Source organism: Palleronia sediminis, assembly GCF_004358695.1.
Classification (GTDB): domain Bacteria; phylum Pseudomonadota; class Alphaproteobacteria; order Rhodobacterales; family Rhodobacteraceae; genus Palleronia; species Palleronia sediminis.
On record NZ_SNAA01000004.1, the window covers coordinates 37,531 to 59,499 of the forward strand.

At 68.2% G+C, this 21,969-nt stretch carries 20 protein-coding genes and 1 tRNA gene; 11 read left to right on the forward strand and 10 right to left on the reverse strand.

Annotation, left to right across the window (positions count from 1 at the left end; genetic code table 11):
- Positions 1–61: 61 nt before the first annotated feature.
- The 3 genes from E2L08_RS05070 to E2L08_RS05080 are packed head-to-tail and all read left to right on the forward strand — an operon-like array spanning position 62 to position 3,130.
- Complete coding sequence (locus E2L08_RS05070) at positions 62–1,312, forward strand: extracellular solute-binding protein (RefSeq protein WP_168771051.1); 1,251 nt, start codon at positions 62–64, stop codon at positions 1,310–1,312.
- A 4-nt stretch (positions 1,313–1,316) separates the two neighbouring features.
- A complete protein-coding gene (locus tag E2L08_RS05075) occupies positions 1,317–2,195 on the forward strand; it encodes a carbohydrate ABC transporter permease (protein ID WP_133395981.1) in 879 nt (292 codons plus the stop codon).
- Entirely contained in the window at positions 2,192–3,130 is a 939-nt protein-coding gene (locus tag E2L08_RS05080; RefSeq protein WP_133395982.1) for a carbohydrate ABC transporter permease, read from the forward strand. The genes E2L08_RS05075 and E2L08_RS05080 overlap by 4 nt, the downstream gene beginning before the upstream one ends.
- Positions 3,131–3,155: 25 nt before the next feature.
- Here the strand turns inward: E2L08_RS05080 and E2L08_RS05085 are convergent.
- The 8 genes from E2L08_RS05085 to leuC form a co-directional block, all read right to left on the reverse strand.
- Positions 3,156–3,232 (reverse strand) — tRNA-Pro (locus tag E2L08_RS05085).
- A gap of 15 nt (positions 3,233–3,247) precedes the next feature.
- Complete coding sequence (locus E2L08_RS05090) at positions 3,248–4,246, reverse strand: DMT family transporter (protein ID WP_133395983.1); 999 nt, start codon at positions 4,244–4,246, stop codon at positions 3,248–3,250.
- 81 nt (positions 4,247–4,327) lie between these two features.
- A complete protein-coding gene (gene leuB, locus E2L08_RS05095) occupies positions 4,328–5,434 on the reverse strand; it encodes a 3-isopropylmalate dehydrogenase (protein ID WP_133395984.1) in 1,107 nt (368 codons plus the stop codon).
- A gap of 57 nt (positions 5,435–5,491) precedes the next feature.
- Entirely contained in the window at positions 5,492–6,463 is a 972-nt protein-coding gene (locus E2L08_RS05100) for an endonuclease/exonuclease/phosphatase family protein (RefSeq protein ID WP_168771049.1), read from the reverse strand.
- Between the two features lie 38 nt (positions 6,464–6,501).
- On the reverse strand, positions 6,502–7,335 hold the full coding sequence (locus E2L08_RS05105; protein WP_133395985.1) for a hypothetical protein: 834 nt from the start codon (positions 7,333–7,335) through the stop codon (positions 6,502–6,504).
- Between the two features lie 283 nt (positions 7,336–7,618).
- The gene (gene leuD, locus E2L08_RS05110; RefSeq protein ID WP_133395986.1) at positions 7,619–8,224 is read right to left on the reverse strand and encodes a 3-isopropylmalate dehydratase small subunit; all 606 of its coding nucleotides are present in this window, start codon (positions 8,222–8,224) and stop codon (positions 7,619–7,621) included.
- An 11-nt stretch (positions 8,225–8,235) separates the two neighbouring features.
- Positions 8,236–9,261, reverse strand: a complete 1,026-nt coding sequence (locus E2L08_RS05115; protein ID WP_133395987.1) for a hypothetical protein — start codon at positions 9,259–9,261, stop codon at positions 8,236–8,238.
- Positions 9,262–9,266: 5 nt separating this feature from the next.
- Positions 9,267–10,688, reverse strand: coding sequence for a 3-isopropylmalate dehydratase large subunit (leuC, locus tag E2L08_RS05120; RefSeq protein ID WP_133395988.1), 1,422 nt, complete (start codon positions 10,686–10,688; stop codon positions 9,267–9,269).
- 247 nt (positions 10,689–10,935) lie between these two features.
- Between leuC and E2L08_RS05125 the strand changes: the two genes are divergently transcribed.
- From E2L08_RS05125 to E2L08_RS05140, 4 genes are all read left to right on the forward strand, one after another.
- Complete coding sequence (locus tag E2L08_RS05125) at positions 10,936–12,258, forward strand: mechanosensitive ion channel family protein (RefSeq protein ID WP_133395989.1); 1,323 nt, start codon at positions 10,936–10,938, stop codon at positions 12,256–12,258.
- Between the two features lie 39 nt (positions 12,259–12,297).
- Positions 12,298–12,621, forward strand: coding sequence for a DnaJ family domain-containing protein (locus tag E2L08_RS05130; protein WP_133395990.1), 324 nt, complete (start codon positions 12,298–12,300; stop codon positions 12,619–12,621).
- 37 nt (positions 12,622–12,658) lie between these two features.
- Positions 12,659–13,129 carry a tryptophan-rich sensory protein TspO gene (gene tspO, locus E2L08_RS05135; RefSeq protein WP_133395991.1) on the forward strand — a complete coding sequence of 157 codons (471 nt, stop codon included), beginning with the start codon at positions 12,659–12,661 and terminating at the stop codon, positions 13,127–13,129.
- A 91-nt stretch (positions 13,130–13,220) separates the two neighbouring features.
- A complete protein-coding gene (locus E2L08_RS05140; protein ID WP_133395992.1) occupies positions 13,221–15,440 on the forward strand; it encodes a mechanosensitive ion channel domain-containing protein in 2,220 nt (739 codons plus the stop codon).
- Positions 15,441–15,443: 3 nt separating this feature from the next.
- On the opposite strand, the gene crtC is transcribed toward E2L08_RS05140, so the two are convergent.
- A complete protein-coding gene (crtC, locus tag E2L08_RS05145; protein WP_502243736.1) occupies positions 15,444–16,346 on the reverse strand; it encodes a carotenoid 1,2-hydratase in 903 nt (300 codons plus the stop codon).
- The gene (crtD, locus tag E2L08_RS05150; protein WP_240758120.1) at positions 16,262–17,818 is read right to left on the reverse strand and encodes a 1-hydroxycarotenoid 3,4-desaturase CrtD; all 1,557 of its coding nucleotides are present in this window, start codon (positions 17,816–17,818) and stop codon (positions 16,262–16,264) included. The genes crtC and crtD overlap by 85 nt, the downstream gene beginning before the upstream one ends.
- A 96-nt stretch (positions 17,819–17,914) precedes the next feature.
- Between crtD and E2L08_RS05155 the strand changes: the two genes are divergently transcribed.
- The 4 genes from E2L08_RS05155 to E2L08_RS05170 all read left to right on the forward strand — a co-directional run bounded on the left by E2L08_RS05155 (position 17,915) and on the right by E2L08_RS05170 (position 21,918).
- The gene (locus tag E2L08_RS05155) at positions 17,915–18,787 is read left to right on the forward strand and encodes a polyprenyl synthetase family protein (protein ID WP_133395994.1); all 873 of its coding nucleotides are present in this window, start codon (positions 17,915–17,917) and stop codon (positions 18,785–18,787) included.
- On the forward strand, positions 18,788–19,873 hold the full coding sequence (locus E2L08_RS05160) for a methyltransferase (RefSeq protein ID WP_133395995.1): 1,086 nt from the start codon (positions 18,788–18,790) through the stop codon (positions 19,871–19,873).
- A 75-nt stretch (positions 19,874–19,948) separates the two neighbouring features.
- On the forward strand, positions 19,949–20,890 hold the full coding sequence (gene bchC, locus E2L08_RS05165) for a chlorophyll synthesis pathway protein BchC (protein WP_133395996.1): 942 nt from the start codon (positions 19,949–19,951) through the stop codon (positions 20,888–20,890).
- Positions 20,887–21,918 (forward strand): chlorophyllide a reductase iron protein subunit X, encoded by a 1,032-nt coding sequence (locus E2L08_RS05170; RefSeq protein ID WP_133395997.1) that lies wholly within the window; start codon positions 20,887–20,889, stop codon positions 21,916–21,918. The genes bchC and E2L08_RS05170 overlap by 4 nt, the downstream gene beginning before the upstream one ends.
- Positions 21,919–21,969 lie beyond the last annotated feature (51 nt).

Consider the following 21,969-nt stretch of genomic DNA (forward strand, 5'->3'; position numbering starts at 1 on the left):
GGCCGTGAACATGCGCGGCCCGACCGACGCCGCATCATGCAACCTCAGACGGAGTGCCTCAATGCCGAACCCCGCCCGACCCCTCGTCGCAATCGGCACCGCCCTGATCGCGCTGCCCGCGCTTGCGCAGGACGGCCCTTTGACCGTGGCCATGCACTACACCCAAGATCAGGCCGCGCCCCTGATTGCGTGCCTCGACGCCTACGATGCCGACGGGGTCACGGCCAGCTATCAGCAGATCAGCTATGGCGACTACCTTCAGACGGTGCTGACCGGGCGGCTCGCCGGGCAATCGCCCGATATCTACAACGTATATTCGATCTGGGCCGCGCAGATGGTCGATAACGGCGTTCTCGCCGAGCCGCCCGAGGCGCTGGCCCAATTCGTTCGCGACGGCTATGGCGCGGCGACGGTGGATGCCGCGACCATCGACGGCACGCTCTGGGGCGTCCCGAGCGAGGTGAGCGTGTACATGCTGGTCTCGAACATGGCGCTGCTGCGCGAGGCCGGGATCGAGACCCCCCCGACGACGTGGGACGGCCTCCGCGAGGCCGCCGCCGCCGTGACCGCCCGCAACGACCAGGGCCGGATCGAGACGGCGGGATTCGCCTTTGCCGAAAGCTCGTCGGGGGCGGGGGTCGTCCATCCGTTCTATGCGCTCGTGTTCTCGCAGGGCGGGGACGTCTACTCCGACGACTACACCGAGGCGATGCTCGATACGCCCGAGGCCCAAGAGGCGCTGTCGCGCATGGCCGGGCTGGTCGAGGACGACATCACTGACCTGTCCATCGACGCCTATGATTTCCCCGCTGGCGGCATCGGCATGATGATCATGGCCAACTGGTACGAAAGCGCCATCCGCGACGGTTTCGGCGACCGGTTCGACGAGGATGTGGCCGTCAGCCAGATCCCGATGGGCGACGACTGGCGGACGCTGCAATATGCCTTTTTCATGGGTGTCGACAGCCAGAGCGACCGCCAGGAAGAGGCTTGGGTACTGGTGCGCCACCTGAACGCGCCGCGCGATGGCGGGCTGTCCTGCATGGGCGAGATGCTGGACGGGCTGGGCGCGCTGACGGCCAACGCCGCCGATCTCGCCGCGCAAGAGGCGCCCGACGCCTTTACCCGGCCCTTTGTCGAGGCGCTCGAGAACGACCGCGCCATCGGCCAGCCCAACGTGATGCAGGCCGCCGAGATCGAGGGCATGATGGCCCGCACCTTCGAGACGGTCATCGCGGGCGATGCCGAGCCGGGCCCGGCGCTGCAGGATCTCGATACCGAGGTCGAGGATATCCTGTTCGAGTTCTACTAGGTCGATGCCCCGCCGGGAGTTCGATCCGGGGGGCGGCGGGGCCGCGCCATGGGTGTTCCTCGCGCCGCTCATCGCCTTTGCGGCCGTGTTCTTCGTCATCCCGTTGGGGTTTTCGATCTGGCTGTCCTTCACCCGCTGGAACCCGCTCGGGACGCCGTCCTGGGTGGGGCTCAGGCAGTTCGAGTACCTTTTCACGCGGGACGGCGATTTCTGGCGCTCGATCCTCAACACCTTCGTGTTCGCGTTCGGCTTTGTCGCGCTGGGCGTGCCGCTGTCGCTGGGGTTGGCCTTCGTCTTCAGCCGGGCGAGGGGCAAGACCCTGTGGCGGTCGGTCTATTACCTGCCGCAGCTCACCAATATCGTCGCCATCGCCTATCTGTGGCAATTCGTGCTCGACGATCGCTATGGCGCGATCAACCGGCTGCTGGGCATGGTCGGGCTGGCCGGGCCGAACTGGCTGAGCGACCCGGCCATGGCCATGGTTTCGGTCGTCCTGGTGATGATCTGGTACGATGCGGGCAAGAACATGCTGGTCTTCTCGGCCGCGCTCGAGGGCGTGGATCGCGAGATCTACGACGCCGCCGCCCTCGACGGCGCGTCGCCGTTGCGGACGCTGACAAGCGTCACGCTACCAATCATCCGCCCGGCTTTCATATTCGTGACGATCACCAGCTTCATCACCGGGATGGGGTTCTTTGCGCTGATCCTGGCCATGACCGGTGGCGGCCCGCGGGGCGCCACCGAGGTCACGGCGCTCTATACCTACCAGATGGCGTTCGAGAGCCTGCGCATGGGGCGCGCATCGGCGGGCGCGCTGATCCTGTTCGCGATCATTGGGGTTCTGTCGATCCTGCAGTTCCGTGCCCTGCGGGGCCGGGAATGACCGCGGTGGACCGGACCGGGGCACCGGCCCGAGGCGCGCCCCTGCGGATCGCGGTTGCGCCCCGCTGGCGCCGGGCCATCGGCCCCCTGGTGAAATATGCGCTGCTGTCGCTGGGCGCCCTGCTGATGATCCTGCCCTTTGCCGACATGTTCATCGGTGCGCTGCGCAGTCCCGCGGATGTCTTTGCCTCACCCCCGCGCTACTGGCCGCAGGACCCGCAATGGGGCGTCTATGCCCGCGTCTTTCGCGAATTGCCGATGACCACCTGGTTCGCCAATTCGATCATCGTCACCGTCACGATCACCGCCGCGCAGGTCGCGACCTCGACCATGGCGGGCTACGCGCTGGCGAAATACGAGTTCGGCGGGCGGGCCGCCATCTTTCGGCTGGTCGTCGGGGCGCAGATGTTCCCGTTCTTCCTGTTCATCATCCCGATCTTCTTCATCCTGCGCTTTGCCCCGCTGATGGGTGGCAACGACATCGCGGGGCAGGGGGGATCGGGGTTGCTGGGCACCTATGCCGCACTGTGCCTGCCCTTTGTCGTCACGTGGTACGGCGTGTTTCTCATGCGGCAGTTCTTTGTCTCGATCCCCGACGATCTGCTCGAGGCCGCGCGCCTCGACGGCGCAGGGGAATACCGGATCTTTCGTTCGATCATGCTGCCGCTGGTCAAGCCCGCGATCGCCACGCTGACGCTGTTCTCGTTCGTCTATCACTGGAACGAGTTCATCTGGACGATGACCGTCACCCGCGCGGCGCCCGAGCTTCAGACGTTGCCCGTGGGCATCTACCTGTTGCAGGGCGCGTTCGAGGATCTCGACCAGAAGGCGCTGCAACAGGCCGCGCTGGCGGTGTCGATCCTGCCGGTTATCGTGGTGTTTCTTTGCCTGCAACGCCTCTTTGTCGCGTCCGAGTTCTCGAGCGGGGTAAAGTAGGGCGACGGCGAAAAGGGGGATGAACTGGTCGGAGTGAGAGGATTCGAACCTCCGGCCCCTGCCTCCCGAAGGCAGTGCTCTACCAAGCTGAGCTACACTCCGAACCGTGAGGGCGACCTACTCGCTCGCGCGGCGGCGTGCAAGGGCTTCGTGGCCCGGCGGCGGCGGTTCCGCGCGCCGGCGCAGCGCGGCCACCACCCGCGGCGAGGTGCCGGTTTCGGGCCGCGGCCTCGTGCGCAGAACGGGGGCATTGTCCGAGGCCCCGGTGCTTTCGCGGACGACGACATAGATGCCCGAGGCGATGATGATCGCGGCCCCGATCCAGGTCATCACGTCGGGCGTCTCGTCGAAGAACGCCGCCCCGAAAATCGCGGCCCAGATGATCTGGGAATAGTGCATCGGCGCGACGATGGCCGCGTCCGCCCGGCGATAGGCGGCGATCATCAGCAGCCCCGCGATGAAGCCGAATCCGGCGATGACCGCCATCCAGCCCAGGTCGGCCACCGGCATCGGCTTGTAGACCCAGGGCATCAGCGCGCCCATCACGATGAAATTCGCGAGCATCGGGATCAGCATCAGCACGACGCCCCGCTCGGCCCGCGCGACGCGGCGCATGATGACCGCGCTGAGCGCGCTGCCCGCGGCCGCGATCAGCGCGGCGGCATGGCCGAGTGACAGCACCTGGTCGGCCGACCATGGCCGCAGCACGACGAAAACACCGACCAGCCCGACCAGAACCGCCGCCCACCGGTGCCGCCCCACGGTTTCGCCGAGGATCGGGATGGACAGCATGGTGACGAAAAGCGGCGAGGCGAAGAGCAGCGCATAGACCTGCGCAAGCGGCAGGGTCGAGAAGGCGTAAAACCCCGCGACCCCCGTGGTCATGACGGTAAAGGTGCGCAGCGCGCTCCACCACGGGTGAACCGGGCGCAGCGTCCCCGGATGCGAATCGCGCAGCAGCATGAACATCGCCAGCGGCAGCCCGAACAGCACCGAGAAAAAGATGAGCTGGAACGGCGAATAGGTGCCGCCCAGCAGTTTCACCACCGCGTCATGCGATGCGAACACCCCGAACGAGGCGAGAGCGAAAAGAGGGCCTGTGACCGATGGGCGCATGGCCCGTCTCAACCCCCGTTCGTCCGCCGGGTCAAGGGGGGCCACCCCCGCCCGGCGTCAAACCGCGGCCCGTGCCGCGCGTCAGGTCGCGTCCAGCGCCGCGACGATGGCATCGCCCATTTCCGAGGTCGTGACCGGCTCGGTCCCGTCCTCGCCCAGCAGGTCGGCGGTGCGCAGGCCCCGCGCCAGAACGGCCTCGACTGCGCCCTCGACGAGGTCGGCCTCGGCCCCGAGGTCGAAGCTGTAGCGCAGCGCCATGGCAAAGCTGAGGATGCAGGCGATCGGGTTGGCCTTGCCCTGGCCCGCGATATCCGGGGCCGAGCCATGCACCGGCTCGTAAAGGGCCTTGGGAAGGCCGTTCCTGGCGATGGCGCCCAAGGAGGCCGAGGGCAGCATCCCGAGCGACCCGGTCAGCATCGCCGCGGCATCCGACAACAGGTCGCCGAACAGGTTGTCGGTCACGATCACGTCGAACTGCTTGGGGTTGCGGACAAGCTGCATGGCGCCCGCATCCGCATACATATGGGTCAGCGCGACATCGGGATATTCGTGTTCGTGGACCCAAGACACCTCTTCGCGCCAGAGGATGCCCGATTCCATCACGTTGGCCTTTTCCATCGAGCAGACGCGGTTGTCGCGCTTGCGCGCCAGGTCGAAGGCCGCGCGGGCGACGCGCCGGATCTCTTCGGTGGTATAGCGCTGGGTGTTGATGCCCACGCGCCCGCCGTCGCCGTCGTCGTGGATGCCGCGCGGTTCGCCGAAATAGATCCCCGAGGTCAGTTCGCGGACGATCATGATGTCGAGCCCGGATACGATCTCGGGCTTGAGCGACGAGAACCCGGCCAGCGCGTCGAAACATTGCGCCGGGCGCAGGTTGGCGAACAGGTCCATTTCCTTGCGCAGGCGCAGGAGGCCCCGTTCGGGTTTCAGGCTGAAATCGAGATCGTCGTATTTCGGGCCGCCCACCGCGCCCAGCAATACCGCATCCACCGCCTGCGCATGGGCCATGGTCTCGTCCGACAGGGGCTTGCCATGCGCGTCATAGGCGGCGCCGCCGACCAGGTCCTCGGTCACGTCGAAGGACAGGTTCCGATGCGTCGCGAACCAGTTGATGACCTTGCGCACCTCGGCCATCACCTCGGGGCCGATCCCGTCGCCGGGAAGGATCAGAATGGAATGGTTGGGCATCAGCGGAATCCTTGGAAAAGCGGGGTCAAAGCGGCCTAGCGAGTGACTTCCCGACCGTCAAGAAGGCCCGCCCGGCAGCGCGACCTCGACCCAGACGAGGCGGTGCCGCGTCCCGCGCTCGATCCCGTCGATGGCGGCGATGTCAGCGGGGTCGAGCAGCCCCGAGGCGACGACGCCCAGATCGCGCGAGGGCAGCACATAGGACAGGCGCAGGGCGGTGTCGCCGAAACTGGCCGTCGCGCGGTCGCCCTCGCGTTGGGGGAGGGGGTCGGTCACGCGCGGATCGCCCAGCAGGGCGCGCAGCGCATCGGGCCGCCCGGCACCGCGATCGGGATCGGCATTGGCCAGCCCCGCGATCGCAAAGGGCGGGTCCGGCGCGGGCACGGGCAGTTCGCCGTCGAGCAGCCGCAGGATCACCGCCGTCTCGTCGTGGTTGCGCGCCGCGTTGCTAGGCTGGAACAGGGGCGGGGTGGCGGCCCATGTCACGATATTCAGCCGCGTGTCGCCGACCCTGACGGGGACGACCCAATGCGCCGTGCTCGACAAACGTTGGATGGCCCGAGCCTCGGGCGAAAGGTCGGTCTCGGGGGCGAGGCTGCCGGGAAGATCGGACCATAGAAGGGTCGAGAGATCCCGCACCCCGTCGCGCTCGACCGGGTGGCGGGACAGGATCGCGAGCCCCCCGGCGCCGAAGAACCGGCCATAGCCCTGCGCGTCGCGCGGCTGACCCAATCGCCCGTCGCCGTCGAGGTCGATGCCGCTGGGCAGCCCGCTATTGGGGGCTGCGGCAAAGGCGTGGGGCATGGGGTGGCCCGCCGCCTCGAGCCGATCCTGCATGGCGCGCAGCAGCGCGCCCCCCGCGTCATAGTCGATCCCCTGGAGCATCACGATATCGGGGCGCGCCCGTGCGATCATGCCCAGCACTTGCCGGGCCTCGGGCGCGTCCTCGGTCACGTCGCGCAGGGCAAGGCCGGGCCCGCGGGCCGAGAGTTCGGTGTGAAAGCTGGCGATGCGGACCGTGTCGGCCAACGCCGGAAAGGCGGCGGCAAACGCGATCAGCGCCGCGATCAGGCGACGGCAAGCTCGCCCGGCTGGCCGGTGATTTCGCTGCGCCGGCGCAGGATCATGGCGGCGACCCGCTGCAAGGCGAGCCCGCGCATGATGAGAGAGTAGGGCAAGAAGCCCCAGATCGCGATTGCCCATACCATCGCCTGCGGTTGGTCCAGCGAGATCCGCCCGAAGATCGTATCCGACGACCCGACAAGGACCGGCAGAAGGAACGGCAGGAGAATCCCCAGACCGATATTTATCCGCCCATCCCTGTCCAAACGGTTAACGACATCGCCCCCGCGCGTCGGATCGAAGGTCGGCAGGTTGATCCAGACGTTGAAATTGCCCGAGCGGTCCGGCCACGACCCGCGATGAAGCTCGGATACGAAGAGCGAGACCGAGATCAGCAGAACCATTACCGTGATGCCGGCGGCCGCCCGGACATGCAGAACGAGGTCGGACGAGGCGTCGAGCGGCAGCATGAGCCCCGTCAGCCGGATCGGCGACCACGTGAAATCGAGCGCCGAGCCCACGACATGCCCGATGCTCGACACGAAGGCGGTCAGCGACGACGGATCGGTCATGTCGCGCGCGATCAGGCTGAGCAGCGCGACGGTCAGCAACAGCGACAGGAACCGCGTCCGGTTGAAGGGCGCGGCGTCGCGAAACTCGAAGATGCAGGGATAGGACGAGCCGTATTCCAGGGCCGTCAGCGCCGCGCCGAACACGGCGACGAAGGCCACGATCTGCGCCGTTTCGGATGGCACCGTCGGAAGGATCAGCGACGGGGTCGCCACCAGAAACGCGACAAGGGCGCCGCGCGCAAGATCACCTGCGAGCCTGAGAATCACTGTCTCACTTCCTCAATCCGGACGGGCCCGATGCTTTGCCGAACCCTTGTTCCATGCCGCCCCGCCATGCGGAGGGGTCTGCCTTATTGTGGTCCAATTTCTGCCCCTATCCGGTCGCGAGCATCAAGATTGCATTAACCCTGCCGGAAGGATGAGGCCTTTTCATGGAAAGACTGGTGCGGGATTGCATCATCGCCGCAGCAGAAAAAGGGCCGCCCTCGGTGGCGGCCCATCATCTTGTATTTCTCCGCGATTCAGCCCCTAGCCGGGGCGTGTGCCGGCCTCAGACCCAAGGGCGGGATTGGGCGGCGCGGGATTCGTAGCTGTCGATGGCGGCCGATTTCTCCATCGTCAGACCGATATCGTCGAGCCCTTCCATCAGGCAATGCTTGCGAAAGGCGTCGACCTCGAAGGCGATGACCTCGCCCTCCGAGGTCGTGATCTCCTGCCGCTCGAGATCGACGGTCATGCGCGCGTTCGCACCCTTTTCGGCATCGGCCATCAGCTTGTCGACCTGCTCCTGCGGCAGGGCGATGGGCAGGATGCCGTTCTTGAAGCAGTTGTTGTAGAAGATATCCGCGAAGGACGGGGCAACGATGCAGCGGATGCCGAAATCCTTGATCGCCCAGGGCGCGTGTTCGCGCGACGATCCGCAGCCGAAATTGTCGCCGGCGATCAGGATTTCGGCGTCGCGATAGGCGGGCTGGTTCAGCACGAAACCGGGGATCTCGTTGCCGTCGTCGTCATAGCGCATCTCGTCGAAGAGGTTCACGCCCAGCCCCTCGCGCTTGATCGTCTTGAGGAACTGTTTGGGGATGATCATATCCGTGTCGACATTGATGAGCGGCAGGGGCGCGGCGATGCCGTGCAGGGTGGTGAACTTTTCCATGGGATCTGTCCTCAGGATGGGGGTGTCGGTACGAGGTCGGAGCCGAGCCCGAGCCGGGCCAGCGCGTCGCGGTCCGCCGTGTCGGACCAGAGCCGCGCCGCCGCCGCGATATCCGCGTCGCCGGCCCGCGCGCGCGGCGTTTCGAGATCGGTTCCCGCCTGGCTGTGGCGGTCGAGACAGGCCCGGATCGCGGCGTGACGCCCCGCCGGAACCGGGGCGCCGAGGCAGGTTTCGACGGCCGCCACGGGGTCGTCGAGCAGGGCGCGGAACGTCAGCATCTCCAGCGCGGGGCCGATCCGCGCCATCGCGTTCAGCCCGTGGGACAGGGCGTCGATGCGCCCCGGCAGCGGGTCGGTCGGGAAATGCCGCGCATTAGAGGCGGCCCACCCCTCGAAGTCTCGGGTCAGCAGGATCGGCCGGAGACCGGTGCCGCAGATCGCCGGGGCGGCCTGCATTGCCTGGCTGCGGAACTTGAGCACCAGCGGCCCCTCGGGTGCATGACGCGCGACGTGGCCGGTCAGCGCCGTCGCGATCGCGGCCAGCCGATCCTGCACCGACTCGTCCGACGGCCATCTGCGCGACAGCGGCCCCAGCGCGGTAAAGGCGTCGAGCTCGGACAGCACGACCGCGCCTGCCGCCGTCAGCGCCTGGCCCAACAGGGTCGAGCCGCAACGCCCGATGGAAAACAGCGCGATGACCTGACGCGCGGCGGGCGGCGCGAGCGTGTCGAGGGGGCGCATCTCGATCCGCTGCGCCTCGGCCGATTGGACGGCATAGGCAAAGGGCCGCCCGGCGAGCCTGTCATAGCCGATATCACAAAGGATCGCCGCCCCGCGGAACGCGTCCAGCGCATAGACCGAGCCGCCCGTGATCGGTTCGGCCGCGTCGCCCGGCACGAGGTGGCCGGGCTCGATAAAACTGCGATCGCCGGGCGCGGGGCGATCCGCGACGGCATGGGCGCCCGGCCGAACGGGGCCGGGCGCGAGCAGGGCGGACCGATCCTCCGCCCCTATCGCTGATCGCGATGCGCCATCCATGGCGATCAGGCCGGTTCGGCCTGCGGCTGCATCAGTTCGCGCACATCCGTCAGGTGCCCCGTGACGGCAGCGGCCGCCGCCATCGCCGGGCTCATCAGGTGGGTGCGTCCGCCACGGCCCTGCCGCCCTTCGAAGTTGCGGTTCGACGTGGCCGCGCAGCGTTCGCCGGGGGCGAGCTGGTCGGGGTTCATCGCGAGACACATCGAGCACCCCGCCATGCGCCATTCGAAACCGGCCTGCCTGAAGATATCGGCCAGCCCCTCTTCCTCGGCCTGGGCGCGCACGAGGCCCGAGCCCGGCACGACCATGGCACGCTTTACCTTGATCTTTTTGCCCTCGAGGATCCTGGCCGCGGCCCGCAGATCCTCGATGCGGCCATTGGTGCACGAGCCGATGAACACGGTGTCGATCTCGATATCGCTGAGCTTCTGGCCGGGCTCGAGCCCCATGTAGTCGAGCGACCGGCGCGCGGCGCCGACCTTGCCGCCGGTGAAATCCGACGGGTCGGGCACGTTGGCGGTGATCGGCAGCACGTCCTCGGGCGAGGTGCCCCAGGTGACGACCGGGGCGATATCCTCGCCCTTCAGCGTCACGACCTTGTCCCAATGCGCGTCCTCATCGGATTGCAGCGTTTTCCACCAGGCAAGCGCGGCCTCCCACTGCGCGCCCTTGGGGGCGTGGGGGCGGCCTCTGACATAGGCGAAAGTCGTCTCGTCCGGCGCGATCAGGCCGGCGCGGGCGCCGCCCTCGATGGCCATGTTGCAGACCGTCATGCGGCCTTCCATCGACAAGGCGCGGATGGCCTCGCCGCAATACTCGATGACATAGCCGGTGCCGCCCGCCGTCCCGGTATGTCCGATCACCGACAGGGTGATGTCCTTGGCGGTCACGCCCGGCGCGAGCTTGCCGGTGATCTCGACCTTCATGTTCTTGGACTTGGTCTGGATGAGGGTCTGCGTGGCCAGCACATGCTCGACCTCGGAGGTGCCGATGCCGTGGGCCAGCGCGCCGAAGGCGCCGTGCGTCGCGGTATGGCTGTCGCCGCAGACGACCGTCATGCCGGGCAGGGTCCAGCCCTGTTCGGGGCCGATGATATGGACGATGCCCTGGCGCACGTCCGAGACCGGATAATAATGGATGCCGAACTCGCGCGCGTTGCGGTCGAGCGCCTCGACCTGGATGCGGCTTTCCTCATTCTCGATCCCGGCCTCGCGGCCTTCGGTGGTGGGCACGTTGTGATCGGGCACGGCGATGGTGTTGCCGGGCTTGCGCACCGTGCGGCCGCTCATCCGAAGCCCCTCGAAGGCCTGCGGGCTCGTCACCTCGTGGACGAGGTGGCGGTCGATATAGAGCAGGCTGGTGCCGTCCTCGGCGCAATCGACGAGGTGGGCGTCCCAGATTTTGTCATAGAGGGTCTTGCCGGTCATGGTCTCTCTCCGGTTGAGAGGGATGGAAAGGGGCGGGAAACATGCGGGGCGCGGGTCGCCCGCGTCAGGCGCGTGCGAGGATCGACCGGCTGTCGCCGATGAAACGCTCGGTAAGGCGGGCGCGGTCGCCCATGTCGAACACGGTTTCCATGGGCCGCGACTATAGACAAACCCCGCCCCCGAGGGAAGCGGCGATGCCGCCGCGCATCCGCTTGCGCCGATGGCCGCGGGCGGGCACCTTTCGACGATGGAATCCGAGCTTTCCTCAGTCGCGACCGAGCTCGGCGACATCTGGTCGCTGGTGCGGCTGCAATTTCAGAATCTCGCCCTGCCGTCGCGCCTGTGGCAGCTCGCGCTGATCGCCCTCGCGCTTGTCCTGGCCGAACTTGCCCGCCACTTGCTGACGCCGCGCATGCGCAACTGGATGCGCAGCCTCGAGGGGATGCCGATGTGGCGCCTGCGGGCGCTGCTGGTGGTCAACCGGCGGATCCGGCTGATCGCCTTCACCGCCGCGATGTGGGCGTTCTACCTGATCGTCCGCGCGATCACGCCCTTTCCGTCGCGCAGTTTCATCCTTGAGCTGGTGGCGACGCTTTCGGCGGGGTGGTTGCTGGTGGTCTTCGGCTCGCGGCTCGTGCGCAACCCGCTGCTCAGCTCGGTCGTGCGCTGGGGGTTGCTGGTCTATGTCACGCTCTGGATTCTCGGCCTGCGGGACGAGATCGCCGATACGCTCGACCAGCTCGCCTTTTCCGTGGGCGAGCTGCGTCTCAGCGCGCTGACGCTGCTCAGCGCGGCGGCGGCGCTGACGCTGCTGTTCGTCGCCGCGCGGTTTCTCACGCGGATCGGCACGGATCGCATCCGCAGCACCGAAGACCTGAGCCCGTCGCTGCGCGTTCTGCTGGTCAAGGTGCTTCAGATCGCGGCCTACGGGCTGGCCGTCTATGCGGCGCTCAAGCTGACCGGGGTGGACCTGACCGGGCTCGCGTTCCTGTCGGGCGCCATCGGCGTCGGGCTGGGTTTCGGGTTGCAAAAGGTCGTGTCGAACCTCGTGTCGGGGGTCATCATCCTGCTCGACAAGTCGATCAAGCCCGGAGACGTCATCAGCATCGGCGAGACCTTCGGCTGGGTGAACACGCTGGGTGCGCGCTATACCGCGATCACGACGCGCGACGGCAAGGAATACCTGATCCCGAACGAGGATCTCATCACCGGGCAGGTGGTGAACTGGTCGCATTCCAACAATTTCGTCCGGCTCGACGTGCATTTCGGCACCGCCTATGGCGATGACCCGCATCTGGTACGCAAGGTCGCCATCGCCGCGGCCGTCGGGGTCGACCGCGTTTTGCCAGATCATCCGCCGGTCTGTCACATCGTGGGTTTCGGCGATTCGTCGGTCGACTACATCCTGCGCTTCTGGATCACCGACCCGACCGGCGGGCTGACCAATATCCGGGGCAATGTCTATCTCGCGCTGTGGGACGCGTTCCGCGAGAACGGCATCTCGATTCCCTTCCCGCAGCGTGAGGTCCGCGTCCTCGGCGACGGCACGCCCGGTCGTGCGGCGGACTGAACCCTTGCACGCTGAGGGGTGCCGCCCCATTTTCGCGCCATGTCATGGTTATCGCGCATCGCCGAACGCCTGATCGAGGAAGCCCGCGACGCCGGCGATCTCGACCGCCTCAAGGGCGCGGGCAAGCCGCTGCCCGCGTCATCGGTCGATAGCGGGCTCGATCCGATCGAGGCGGCCGGGTTCCGTATCATGAAACAGGAAGGCGTCGTTCCCGCCGAGGTCCAGCTGCGGCGCAAGCTGGCCGAGGACCGCGCCCGGCTGGCCGCGACGACCGACCCCGAGGCGCGCCGCGCCGCCATGGCCGAGCTGGCCGCCACCGAGATGCGTTACAACATGGCGACCGAGCGGCGACGCCGCTTTTAGGATAGACAGCCCGCCGGGACGGTCTAGCTTGTCGCAGATGGATTGGATCTTGTTCCTCATCTTTCTCGTGTCCTGCGCCGGGGCGGGAACGACCGGCGCCGTGTTCCAGCCCGGCGACTGGTATCGCGCGCTCAACAAGCCGCGCTGGACGCCGCCCGACTGGCTGTTCCCGGTGGCGTGGACGACGCTTTACCTGTGTATCGCGGGCGCGGCGGCACGGGTCGCCCCGCTGGACGGCAGCGGCTATGCCATGGGGTTCTTTGCGGTGCAGATCGCGTTCAACACGCTCTGGACCCCGATATTCTTCGGGCTGCACCGGATGCGCGGCGCGCTGCTCGTGCTGACGGTGCTGTGGCTGGCGGTGCTGGCGACGTTGCTGGCGTTCTGGGCGCTCGACCCGATCGCGGGGCTGCTTTTCGTGCCCTATCTCGCCTGGGTGACGGTCGCCTTTGCCCTCAATCTCAGCGTATGGCGCCTGAACCGCGACAACCCCGCCGTCACGACCTGATCGGCAGGATGCCGCCCAGGCCGTTCGGCGCAAGCGGCCGACGGTCGGGCCGCGCGTTGCCCATCCGAACCACCTATCGCGCCGAGGCCCCATGACCGCGATCATCCGTCTTGTCGCAGCGTTCCTGCTTGCCGCGAGTTTCGTGCCCGCCGTTCAGGCGCAATCCCTTTTCCCCGGTCAGGACGCCCCGGCCGAGACCACGTCCCCCCAGGAAGAGCGCAGCGCGGTCGACCTGCTGATCGACGTGATCTCGGACGATGCGGCCCGCGCCGAGCTGATCGAGCGGCTGAGCGCGGCGCAGGACGCAAGCGAGGCCGCGACCCTCGCGCCCGAGGATGCCGCGGCCGATGAAGATGACTCTTTCGGGCGGCGGATCGCCACGGTCACGCAGGATCTGGCCGCGACGATCACCGACGACATCGCGACATTCTGGGCGCGGCTGGCCGCGGCCCCGAACACCTTTGCGGGGCTGTCGTCGCTTTCTCCGGGGGCGTTCATCTCGGCGGTGTCCGACCTGCTCATCATCTTCGTGGTCACGGTCGGGGTGTTCATCGCGCTGCGCAGCCGCGCCAAGATCCGGTTCAGGCGGTTCGGCGCCGAGGCCGATGGTGCCCCGGTCGCCAAGGCCATCGGGCTTTACTTCGCCTCGGCCGCGCTCGACCTGGCCACGGTGCTTTGCGCCTGGGTCATCGGCTATGTCCTGGCCGCGACGCTGCTGGGTGGCTACGGATCCGTCGGCATCCGGCAATCGCTTTATCTCAACGCGTTCCTCGTGGTCGAGACGCTCAAGGTCGGGCTGCGGATGGTGCTGTCGCCCTCCACGCGCTGCCTGCGGCCGCTGCCCATCGGCGACCGCGCCGCGCGTTACCTGTCCACGCGGATCGGGCTGATCGTAAGCATCGTGGGCTATGGATCGCTCCTGATCGTGCCCATCGTGAACCGGCAGGCAAGCTATGCGGCCGGGCGCGCGGTCACGGCGGTTCTTGCCCTCACGGTTCTGGCGTTGGCCCTGTGGATGGTGCTGCGGCACCGCCGGGACGTGACGCGCTGGCTGATCGGCGAGGATCGCGGGATCAAGCGGCGCGGCTCGGTCAGGTTCCTGGCGCGCAACTGGCACTGGCCGGTTCTGATCTACCTGCTCGGCATCTTTGCGGTGGCGCTGGCCGGGCCCAGCCGCGCCATCTTCTCGACGCTCTTCACCTCGGGGCAGGTCATCCTGACCATCGTGGCGGGCATCGCCGTGGCGGGGCTGCTCACCGGCTGGATGAAGCGCGGGATCGCCCTGCCCGATGCGCTGACACAGCGGATACCGCTGCTTCAGTCCCGGGTGAACAAGTTCGTGCCCGCGGTGCTGTTCGTCATCCGCACGATCATCGTCATCTTCGTGGTGGCCGTCGCGCTGGATGCGCTGGGCTTTTTCGACCTGCGCGAGATCCTCGCGGGCGATCTGGGGCTGCGCCTGACGGGCACGACCATAACCGTCGTCCTGGTGCTGATCGTAGCCTTCGCCATCTGGCTCGCGCTGACGAGCTATGTCGAATACCGGCTCAACCCGGCCTATGGGCAGATCGCGACCCCGCGCGAGAACACGCTGCTCACCCTGGCGCGCAATGCGGGGACGATCGCGCTGGTCGTCGTGACGCTGATGATCGTGCTGGCCGAGATCGGCCTGAACATCGCGCCGCTGCTCGCCTCGGCGGGGGTGCTGGGACTTGCCATCGGGTTCGGCGCGCAAAAGCTGGTGCAGGACATCATCACCGGGCTGTTCATCCAGTTCGAGAACGCGATCAACGTGGGCGACGTCATCAGCGCCGGGACGGCGACGGGCGTGGTCGAGCGGCTGACCATCCGTTCGGTGTCGATCCGGGACGTGTCGGGGGTCTATCACATCATCCCGTTCTCGTCGGTAGACATGGTCAGCAATTTCATGCGCGATTTCAGCTATGCGCTGATCGACATGGGGATCGCCTATCGCGAGGATGTCGCGGATGCGAAACGCGCCATGCACGATGCGTTCGACGAACTGCGCGCCGACCCCGAAAAGGGCGCGCTGATCCTCGACGACATGGAATGGTTCGGCGTCGATGCCTTTGCCGACAGCGCCGTGATCTGCCGGGTGCGGATCAAGACCGTGGCGGGTCAGCAATGGGCGATCACCCGCGCTTATAACGAGATCCTGAAACGCATCTTCGACGCGCGCGGCATCGAGATCCCGTTCCCGCACCAGACGATCTATCTGGGCGAGCGCAAGGACGGCTCGACCCAGACGTTCCATCTGACCCGCGACGACAAGGACGCCGCGGCGGAATAGCGCTCAGGGCCAGCGCGCCCGCCGCGGCACCCGCATGGCGACCAGCGGCATCAGCCACGGGCCGCGCAGGCGGTCGCAATCGAGCACCTCGTGCACCCCGGTCGAGCGATGGCCCCTGACCGTCGTCTCGACCGCCGCGCGCGCATAGAAGGGCGCGTCGAGCATCCCCAGCACCTGCTGGGGCTTGGTGCCCGGATCGCCCCGCGTCTCGCGCGACAACTGCCAGAACGTGCGCGAGATCGAGAGCTTGGGCAGATCAAGCACCTCGACGCGGCCATCGTGGTGAAACAGGAACCCCGCGTCGCGTGTGCTGCCGTCGCGCATCCGCGCGTCGTAGAAACAGGCGGCACCCTCGGGCGTGGGAAAGCGGCCCCAGGTCCAGCGCGAGAAATCGGCCTCGAGCGCGCTGGTGCCGAAATTGCTGTCGAAATAACCCTCGCCCTCCCAGGCGGGCTGGCCCTCGATCTCGACCCGGATGCGCGAGACGGGCGCGAACGGGCGCCAGACATGCTCGCCCCCGGCGCTCAGCGGCAGCTCGACCCCGGTGATCGCCGCGGGGGTGACGATAACGCGGCCGCGCACCCGTCCGAGCCGCGGCGGGGCGCCGCGTTCGTCGAACTCCACGATCAGCCTGTCGCCGTGCCAAGTCATGGTCGACGGTCCGATGGTCAGCTTGTCGTTCTCGGTCCTGAGCGCATCGCGCCCCCGGTCGGTCATCGCGAAAACGCCGCCGCCCGCGCCGTAGGTGGCGACGTTCATGCAGCAATTGTTCTCGGGATCGCGCCGCCCGCTCCAGCGATACCAGGGCGAAAAGACCGAGCCTATGAACCCGATGATCGAGATGCCGCGGGTCTTGTCGTCGCTGATCCCGTCGACATACCACCAGCAATACCCGTCCGCAGGCACCTCGATATCGAAGTTCGGACGTTCAGAATCGTCTCGGCCGCGTGTCGCCCTGAGAGCGCCGCCATCGGCACGCCCGCCCCCGGATGCGTCGCGCCCCCCGCCAGGAACAGCCCCGCGATCCGGCTCTGCGCCGTCGGCCGCGCGAAGGCCGCCATCGTCCCCTCCGGGGAACGCCCGTATAGTGCACCGAGACTGCCGGGAAACAGGGTCGCGAAGCCCCTCGGATCGGTTCGCGTCACCGCCCGCGGCGGCGGGTCCAGCATCAGGCCGCGCGTCTTCAGCAGCGCGGTCGTTTCCGTATGACATGGCGTTTCTCCTTGTAGCGAGGCAAGCGGCGCGGCGTTCACGATGGTCTCGAACCGTTCCAGCCAAGGCGGGCTGCGCCCCGTGCCGCGATCCTGCGCGCAGATGTAAACGGTCGGATCGACAGGGGCCCGACCGCGGGCGAGGGGAGTGAACTCGGTCGCGCGGTCGGCGCCGAAGAACACGTTGTGATGGTGCAGATCGGGCCCCGAGGGCGTGGCGGCAAAGGCATGGACGACCGCCGAGAGGCTGCGCGGCGCGGTCGCCCGCGACGGCACCGCCCCCACGACCCCGCGGCCCAGCAACCCCTCGCCAAGCGCGCGCGGATCGCCCGCGAACAGGACCGCATCGGCCGGGTGGCGCGTGCCATGAACATCGCGCACCGCAACGGCGCGGCCGTTCGCGACCTCGATCTCGGCCGCGCCCGTGCCGAAGGCGAACCGTGCACTGGCGGCGATGGCGGCATCGTGCATGGCATGGGCAAGCCGGTGCATTCCGCCCTCGACGCGCCAGACACCGGCGGCCTCGGCCTCCCAGATCAGGGCGAGAAGCGCGGGGCTGTGCTGGGGCGTGCCGCCGACATAGGTGGAATAGCGCGCGAAAAGCTGGGCGAGCCGCGGATCGTCGAACGCCCCGTCGAGCATCGGCCCCAGTGCCCTGTGCGGCACCATATCGCGCAGGATCGCCGGATCGCGGGCCACGGCCATCCCGACCGCCCCGAGCGACGGGCGCGGCGCGCGCAGGATCGGCCCCTCGAAGCGGTCGAACAGGCGGCGGGCGCGGGCGGCAAAGGCGCGGAACTGCCGCGCCGCCGTTGCACCGGCAAAGCCGTCGATGGCCGCGGCGCTAGCCTCCTCGTCGGTAAAGAGGTCGAGCGTGGTGCCATCGGGCCAGAAATGACGCGCGAGGACCGGTTCGGCCGTCAGGGTCGCATGATCGGACAGGCTCTGGCCGGCCTCGGCGAAAAGCGCCTCGAACACGCCGCGAAGCGTAAGGACCGTGGGGCCGGTATCGACGGGGCCGGCCGCGCTGGGCAGGGTGCGCAACTTGCCGCCGGGGCTGTCTTGCGACTCGAGCACGGTCACGTCGCAGCCTTCGGCGGCCAGCCGCATGGCCGCTGCGAGCCCGCCGATCCCGGCTCCGACGATGATGATGCGCTGAGCAGACATGTCTGGCATAGTTGACAGTAGCCCGCCTCTCTGTCCAGATTGGTTTACACACGTGCCGCGGCGGCCGTCGCGCGCCTCAGTCCAGTGGGGGGCACCATGCCTTTATCGAACCGGATCGACACCGCGATCGCCCGTGCCGTCGCCAGGGGCGCCGCCGCTCCGGCCCCCGATCTGCTGGGCCGCGCGCTCGACTACGCGACCGCACCGGGGGGTGCGCGCATCCGGCCGACCATCCTCACCTCGGTGGCGCTGGCCTGCGGCGACGATGCGCCGGCCGTGACCGACGCCGCTGCCGCCGCGCTGGAGCTTGTCCATTGTGCGAGCCTCGTCCATGACGACCTGCCCTGCTTCGACGATGCCGACACGCGGCGCGGCAAGCCCTCGGTCCACCGCGCCTTTTCGCAGCCGCTGGCGGTCCTTGCGGGCGACAGCCTGATCGTGATGGCCTTCGAGACGCTGGCGAGCCTGCCCGATGACCACGCCGCGCGCGCCATGCGCCTGTCGCGCCACCTTGCGCGCCGCACCGGGATGCCGGGCGGGATCTGCGCGGGGCAGGGCTGGGAAAGCGAGCCGCGCATCGACCTCAGCGCCTATCACAAGGCCAAGACAGGCTCCCTGTTCGTAGCCGCGACGCAGATGGGCGCCATCGCTGCGGGACAGGACCCCGAGCCGTGGGAGGAACTGGGCGCCCGTATCGGAGAGGCGTTCCAGGTCGCCGACGATCTGCGCGACGCGGTGATGGACGAGGCCGCGCTGGGCAAGCCCGCGGGCCAGGACGGGCTCCACCACCGCCCCAACGCCGTGACCGAGCTGGGCCTGGCGGGGGCCGCGCAACGCCTGCGCGACATCCTCGGCGGCGCCATCGCCTCGATCCCGAGCTGTCCGGGCGAGGCGATGCTGGCCGAGCTGGTCAACCGCTATGCCCGCAAGCTGGCGCCGCTTCAGGCCATGGTCGAGCCCGGCGAATAGGTGCTGTCCCGGCTGGATCGCCTGATCGACAACCCGCGCCTGCACGCCCGTGCCGCGCGCACCCCGATCCTGCGCCGGTTCGTTCGCCGCGAGGGGGACGCGATCTTCGACCTCGTCGCGGGGTTCGCCAAGACGCAGGTCACGCTGGCACTGATCGAGTCGGGGCTGCTCGGCCATCTTTCGGTCGGCTGGAAGGACGCGGCCGACGCTGCGCGCCTGTCGGACCTGCCCGAGGCCGAGGCGCGGCTCTTGCTGCGCGCGGCCGTCGCCTGCGGGCTGGTGCGGATGCGGGGCGCGCGGTTCGCGCTGTCGCGGCGGGGCCGCATCCTCGCCGCCGTTCCGGGGCTGGCCGACATGATTCGCCATGATGCCATCCTCTATCGCGACCTCGCCGATCCCGTGGCCTTCCTGCGGGGCGAGACCGAGCCCGAACTCGCCCGGTTCTGGCCCTATGTCTTTGGCGGAGGGGCCGGGGCGCAGGATGCCGCGCGCTATTCGCCGCTGATGGCTGACACGCAGGGGCCGGTGGCCGAACAGACGCTCGACCGGGCCGACCTCTCGGGGGTGCGTTGCCTCATGGATGTGGGCGGCGGCACCGGCACCTTTCTGCGCCACGCCGCGCGCGCGCTGCCCGATGCGCGGCTGATGCTGTTCGACCTGCCCGAAGTGCTCGACGCGGCGCGGGCCGGGCTGGCCGAGCTGGACGGCCGTTTGACGCTGCATCCCGGCTCGTTCCGCGACGGCGCGCTGCCCGAGGGGGCCGATGCGATCAGCCTCGTGCGGGTGCTCTACGACCATGACGACGCGACCGTGAAGGGGCTGCTGGCAGCCGCTTTCGCCGCCCTGCCGCCGGGGGGGCGACTTGTCGTGTCCGAGCCGATGACCGGCGGGGCGGCGCCCACGGTGGCGGGGGATGTCTATTTCGCCCTGTATTGCCGCGCGATGAAGACGGGCCGCGCGCGTGCGCCGGACGAGATCGCGGGGATGTTGCGACAGGCCGGGTTCGCGCAGGTCCGATGCCCCGCGATGCACCAGCCGCATATCACTTCGGTCGTCGAGGGCCGTAAACCTGTCGTTACACCTTGACACCGACGAGTGTCTAGTTAACCTGACACATAACGGATCCGGCATCAGGCCACGGTCCGGAAGGGGGTTCGACAGATGCTCACGTCCACGGCAGTCCTGCTCAACGGATCCCGCGACCTGACGGTCGCCCCGGTTGCGCTGAAAGACCCCGTCGATGGCGATGTCATCGTCGAGATCTCGGCCTCGGGCATCTCGACCGGAACCGAAAAACTGTTCTGGGACGGCCGGATGCCGCCCTTTCCCGGCATGGGCTACCCGCTTGTCCCCGGCTATGAGAGCGTCGGCGAAGTCGTCGAGGCGCGGCCGGGCGCACGGCTAGCGCCGGGCGATCGGGTCTTTGTTCCGGGCGCCGATTGCTACCGCGATGTCCGCGGCCTGTTCGGCGGCGCCTCGCGGCGAATCGTGACACCGGCGACGCGGGTCGTCCGCGTCGATCCGGGGCTTGGCGATACGGCGGCGCTTTTGGCGCTGGCGGCGACGGCGCGCCATGCCATCGCCGGCCTGAACACCACGCTGCCCGATCTGATCGTGGGTCACGGCACGCTGGGCCGCCTTTTGGCGCGTCTGACCCGTGCCGCGGGCGGCCAGCCCACCGTCTGGGAGGTCTCGGACGGCCGGATGGACGATGCGCGCGGCTATGAAATCCTCAAGCCCGCGGACGATTCGCGCCGCGATTACGGCTGCATCTTCGACGCGACCGGGCAGGCCGCGCTGCTGCCCGAACTGATCGGGCGCATTGCCAAGGGCGGCGAGATCGTCCTGGCCGGGTTCTACGAGGATCCGATCAGCTTTGCCTTTCCGCCCGCCTTCATGAAGGAGGCCCGGCTTCGCATCGCGGCCGAATGGACGCCCGACGACATGCGCGTCACCCGCGATCTCGTGGAAAGCGGCACGCTGGACGTGACCGGGCTCATCACGCACCGCAGCCCGGCGGCCAAGGCCCCCGAGGCTTTCGCCACCGCCTTTACCGACCCGACCTGCCTCAAGCAGATCCTGGACTGGAGTGCCATCGCATGAGCCTCGACGATCCCAAGGCCGCCCGAGACGTGCAAGAGGTCCCCGACCTCAAGGGCTATGACGCGAACCTGCGGGCCGAGGCTGCGCAACCGACGCTCGAGGTGCCGCAGGGCGAGCCCACGTCGAAATGCCAGATCATAGCGATCTACGGCAAGGGCGGCATCGGCAAGTCCTTCACCCTCGCCAATCTCAGCCACATGATGGCCGAGCAGGGCAAGCGCGTGCTGCTGATCGGCTGCGACCCGAAATCCGACACGACCTCGTTGCTGTTCGGCGGCAAGGCCTGCCCGACGATCATCGAGACCTCTACCGCCAAGAAGCTTGCGGGCGAGGAGGTCAGGATCGGCGATGTCTGTTTCAAGCGCGGCGGCGTCTTTGCGATGGAGCTTGGCGGCCCAGAAGTCGGGCGCGGTTGCGGCGGGCGCGGGATCATCCACGGGTTCGAGCTGCTGGAAAAGCTCGGTTTCCACGACTGGGATTTCGACTACGTCCTGCTCGATTTCCTGGGCGACGTGGTCTGCGGCGGGTTCGGCCTGCCCATCGCGCGCGACATGGCGCAAAAGGTGATCCTCGTCGGCAGCAACGACCTGCAATCGCTGTATGTCGCCAACAACGTCTGCTCGGCGGTCGAGTATTTCCGCCGCATGGGCGGCAATGTCGGCATCGCGGGGCTCGTCATCAACAAGGATGACGGCTCGGGCGAGGCGCAGGCCTTTGCCAAGGCGGTCGACATCCCGGTTCTCGCCGCGATCCCCGCCGATGACGACCTGAGGAAGAAATCCGCGAATTACCAGATCGTCGGGACCAGTGCCGGCCGCTGGGGCGATCTGTTCGCCGGCCTGTCCGAGGCCGTCGCCGGCGCGCCGCCGGTCCATCCGTCGCCGCTGGACCAGGACGGGCTGCTGGCGCTGTTCGACAGCAAGGATACGGGCGGGGACGTGGTGCTCGAGCCGGCGACGGATGCCGACATGCGCGGCACGAAATCGGCGCCGAAAGCGTCGCTGGAAGTGATCTACGACGAGGTTTGAGCCGGTTTCCGGGGCTTTGCCCCGGACCCCAGAGTATTTTCGGGAAACAGA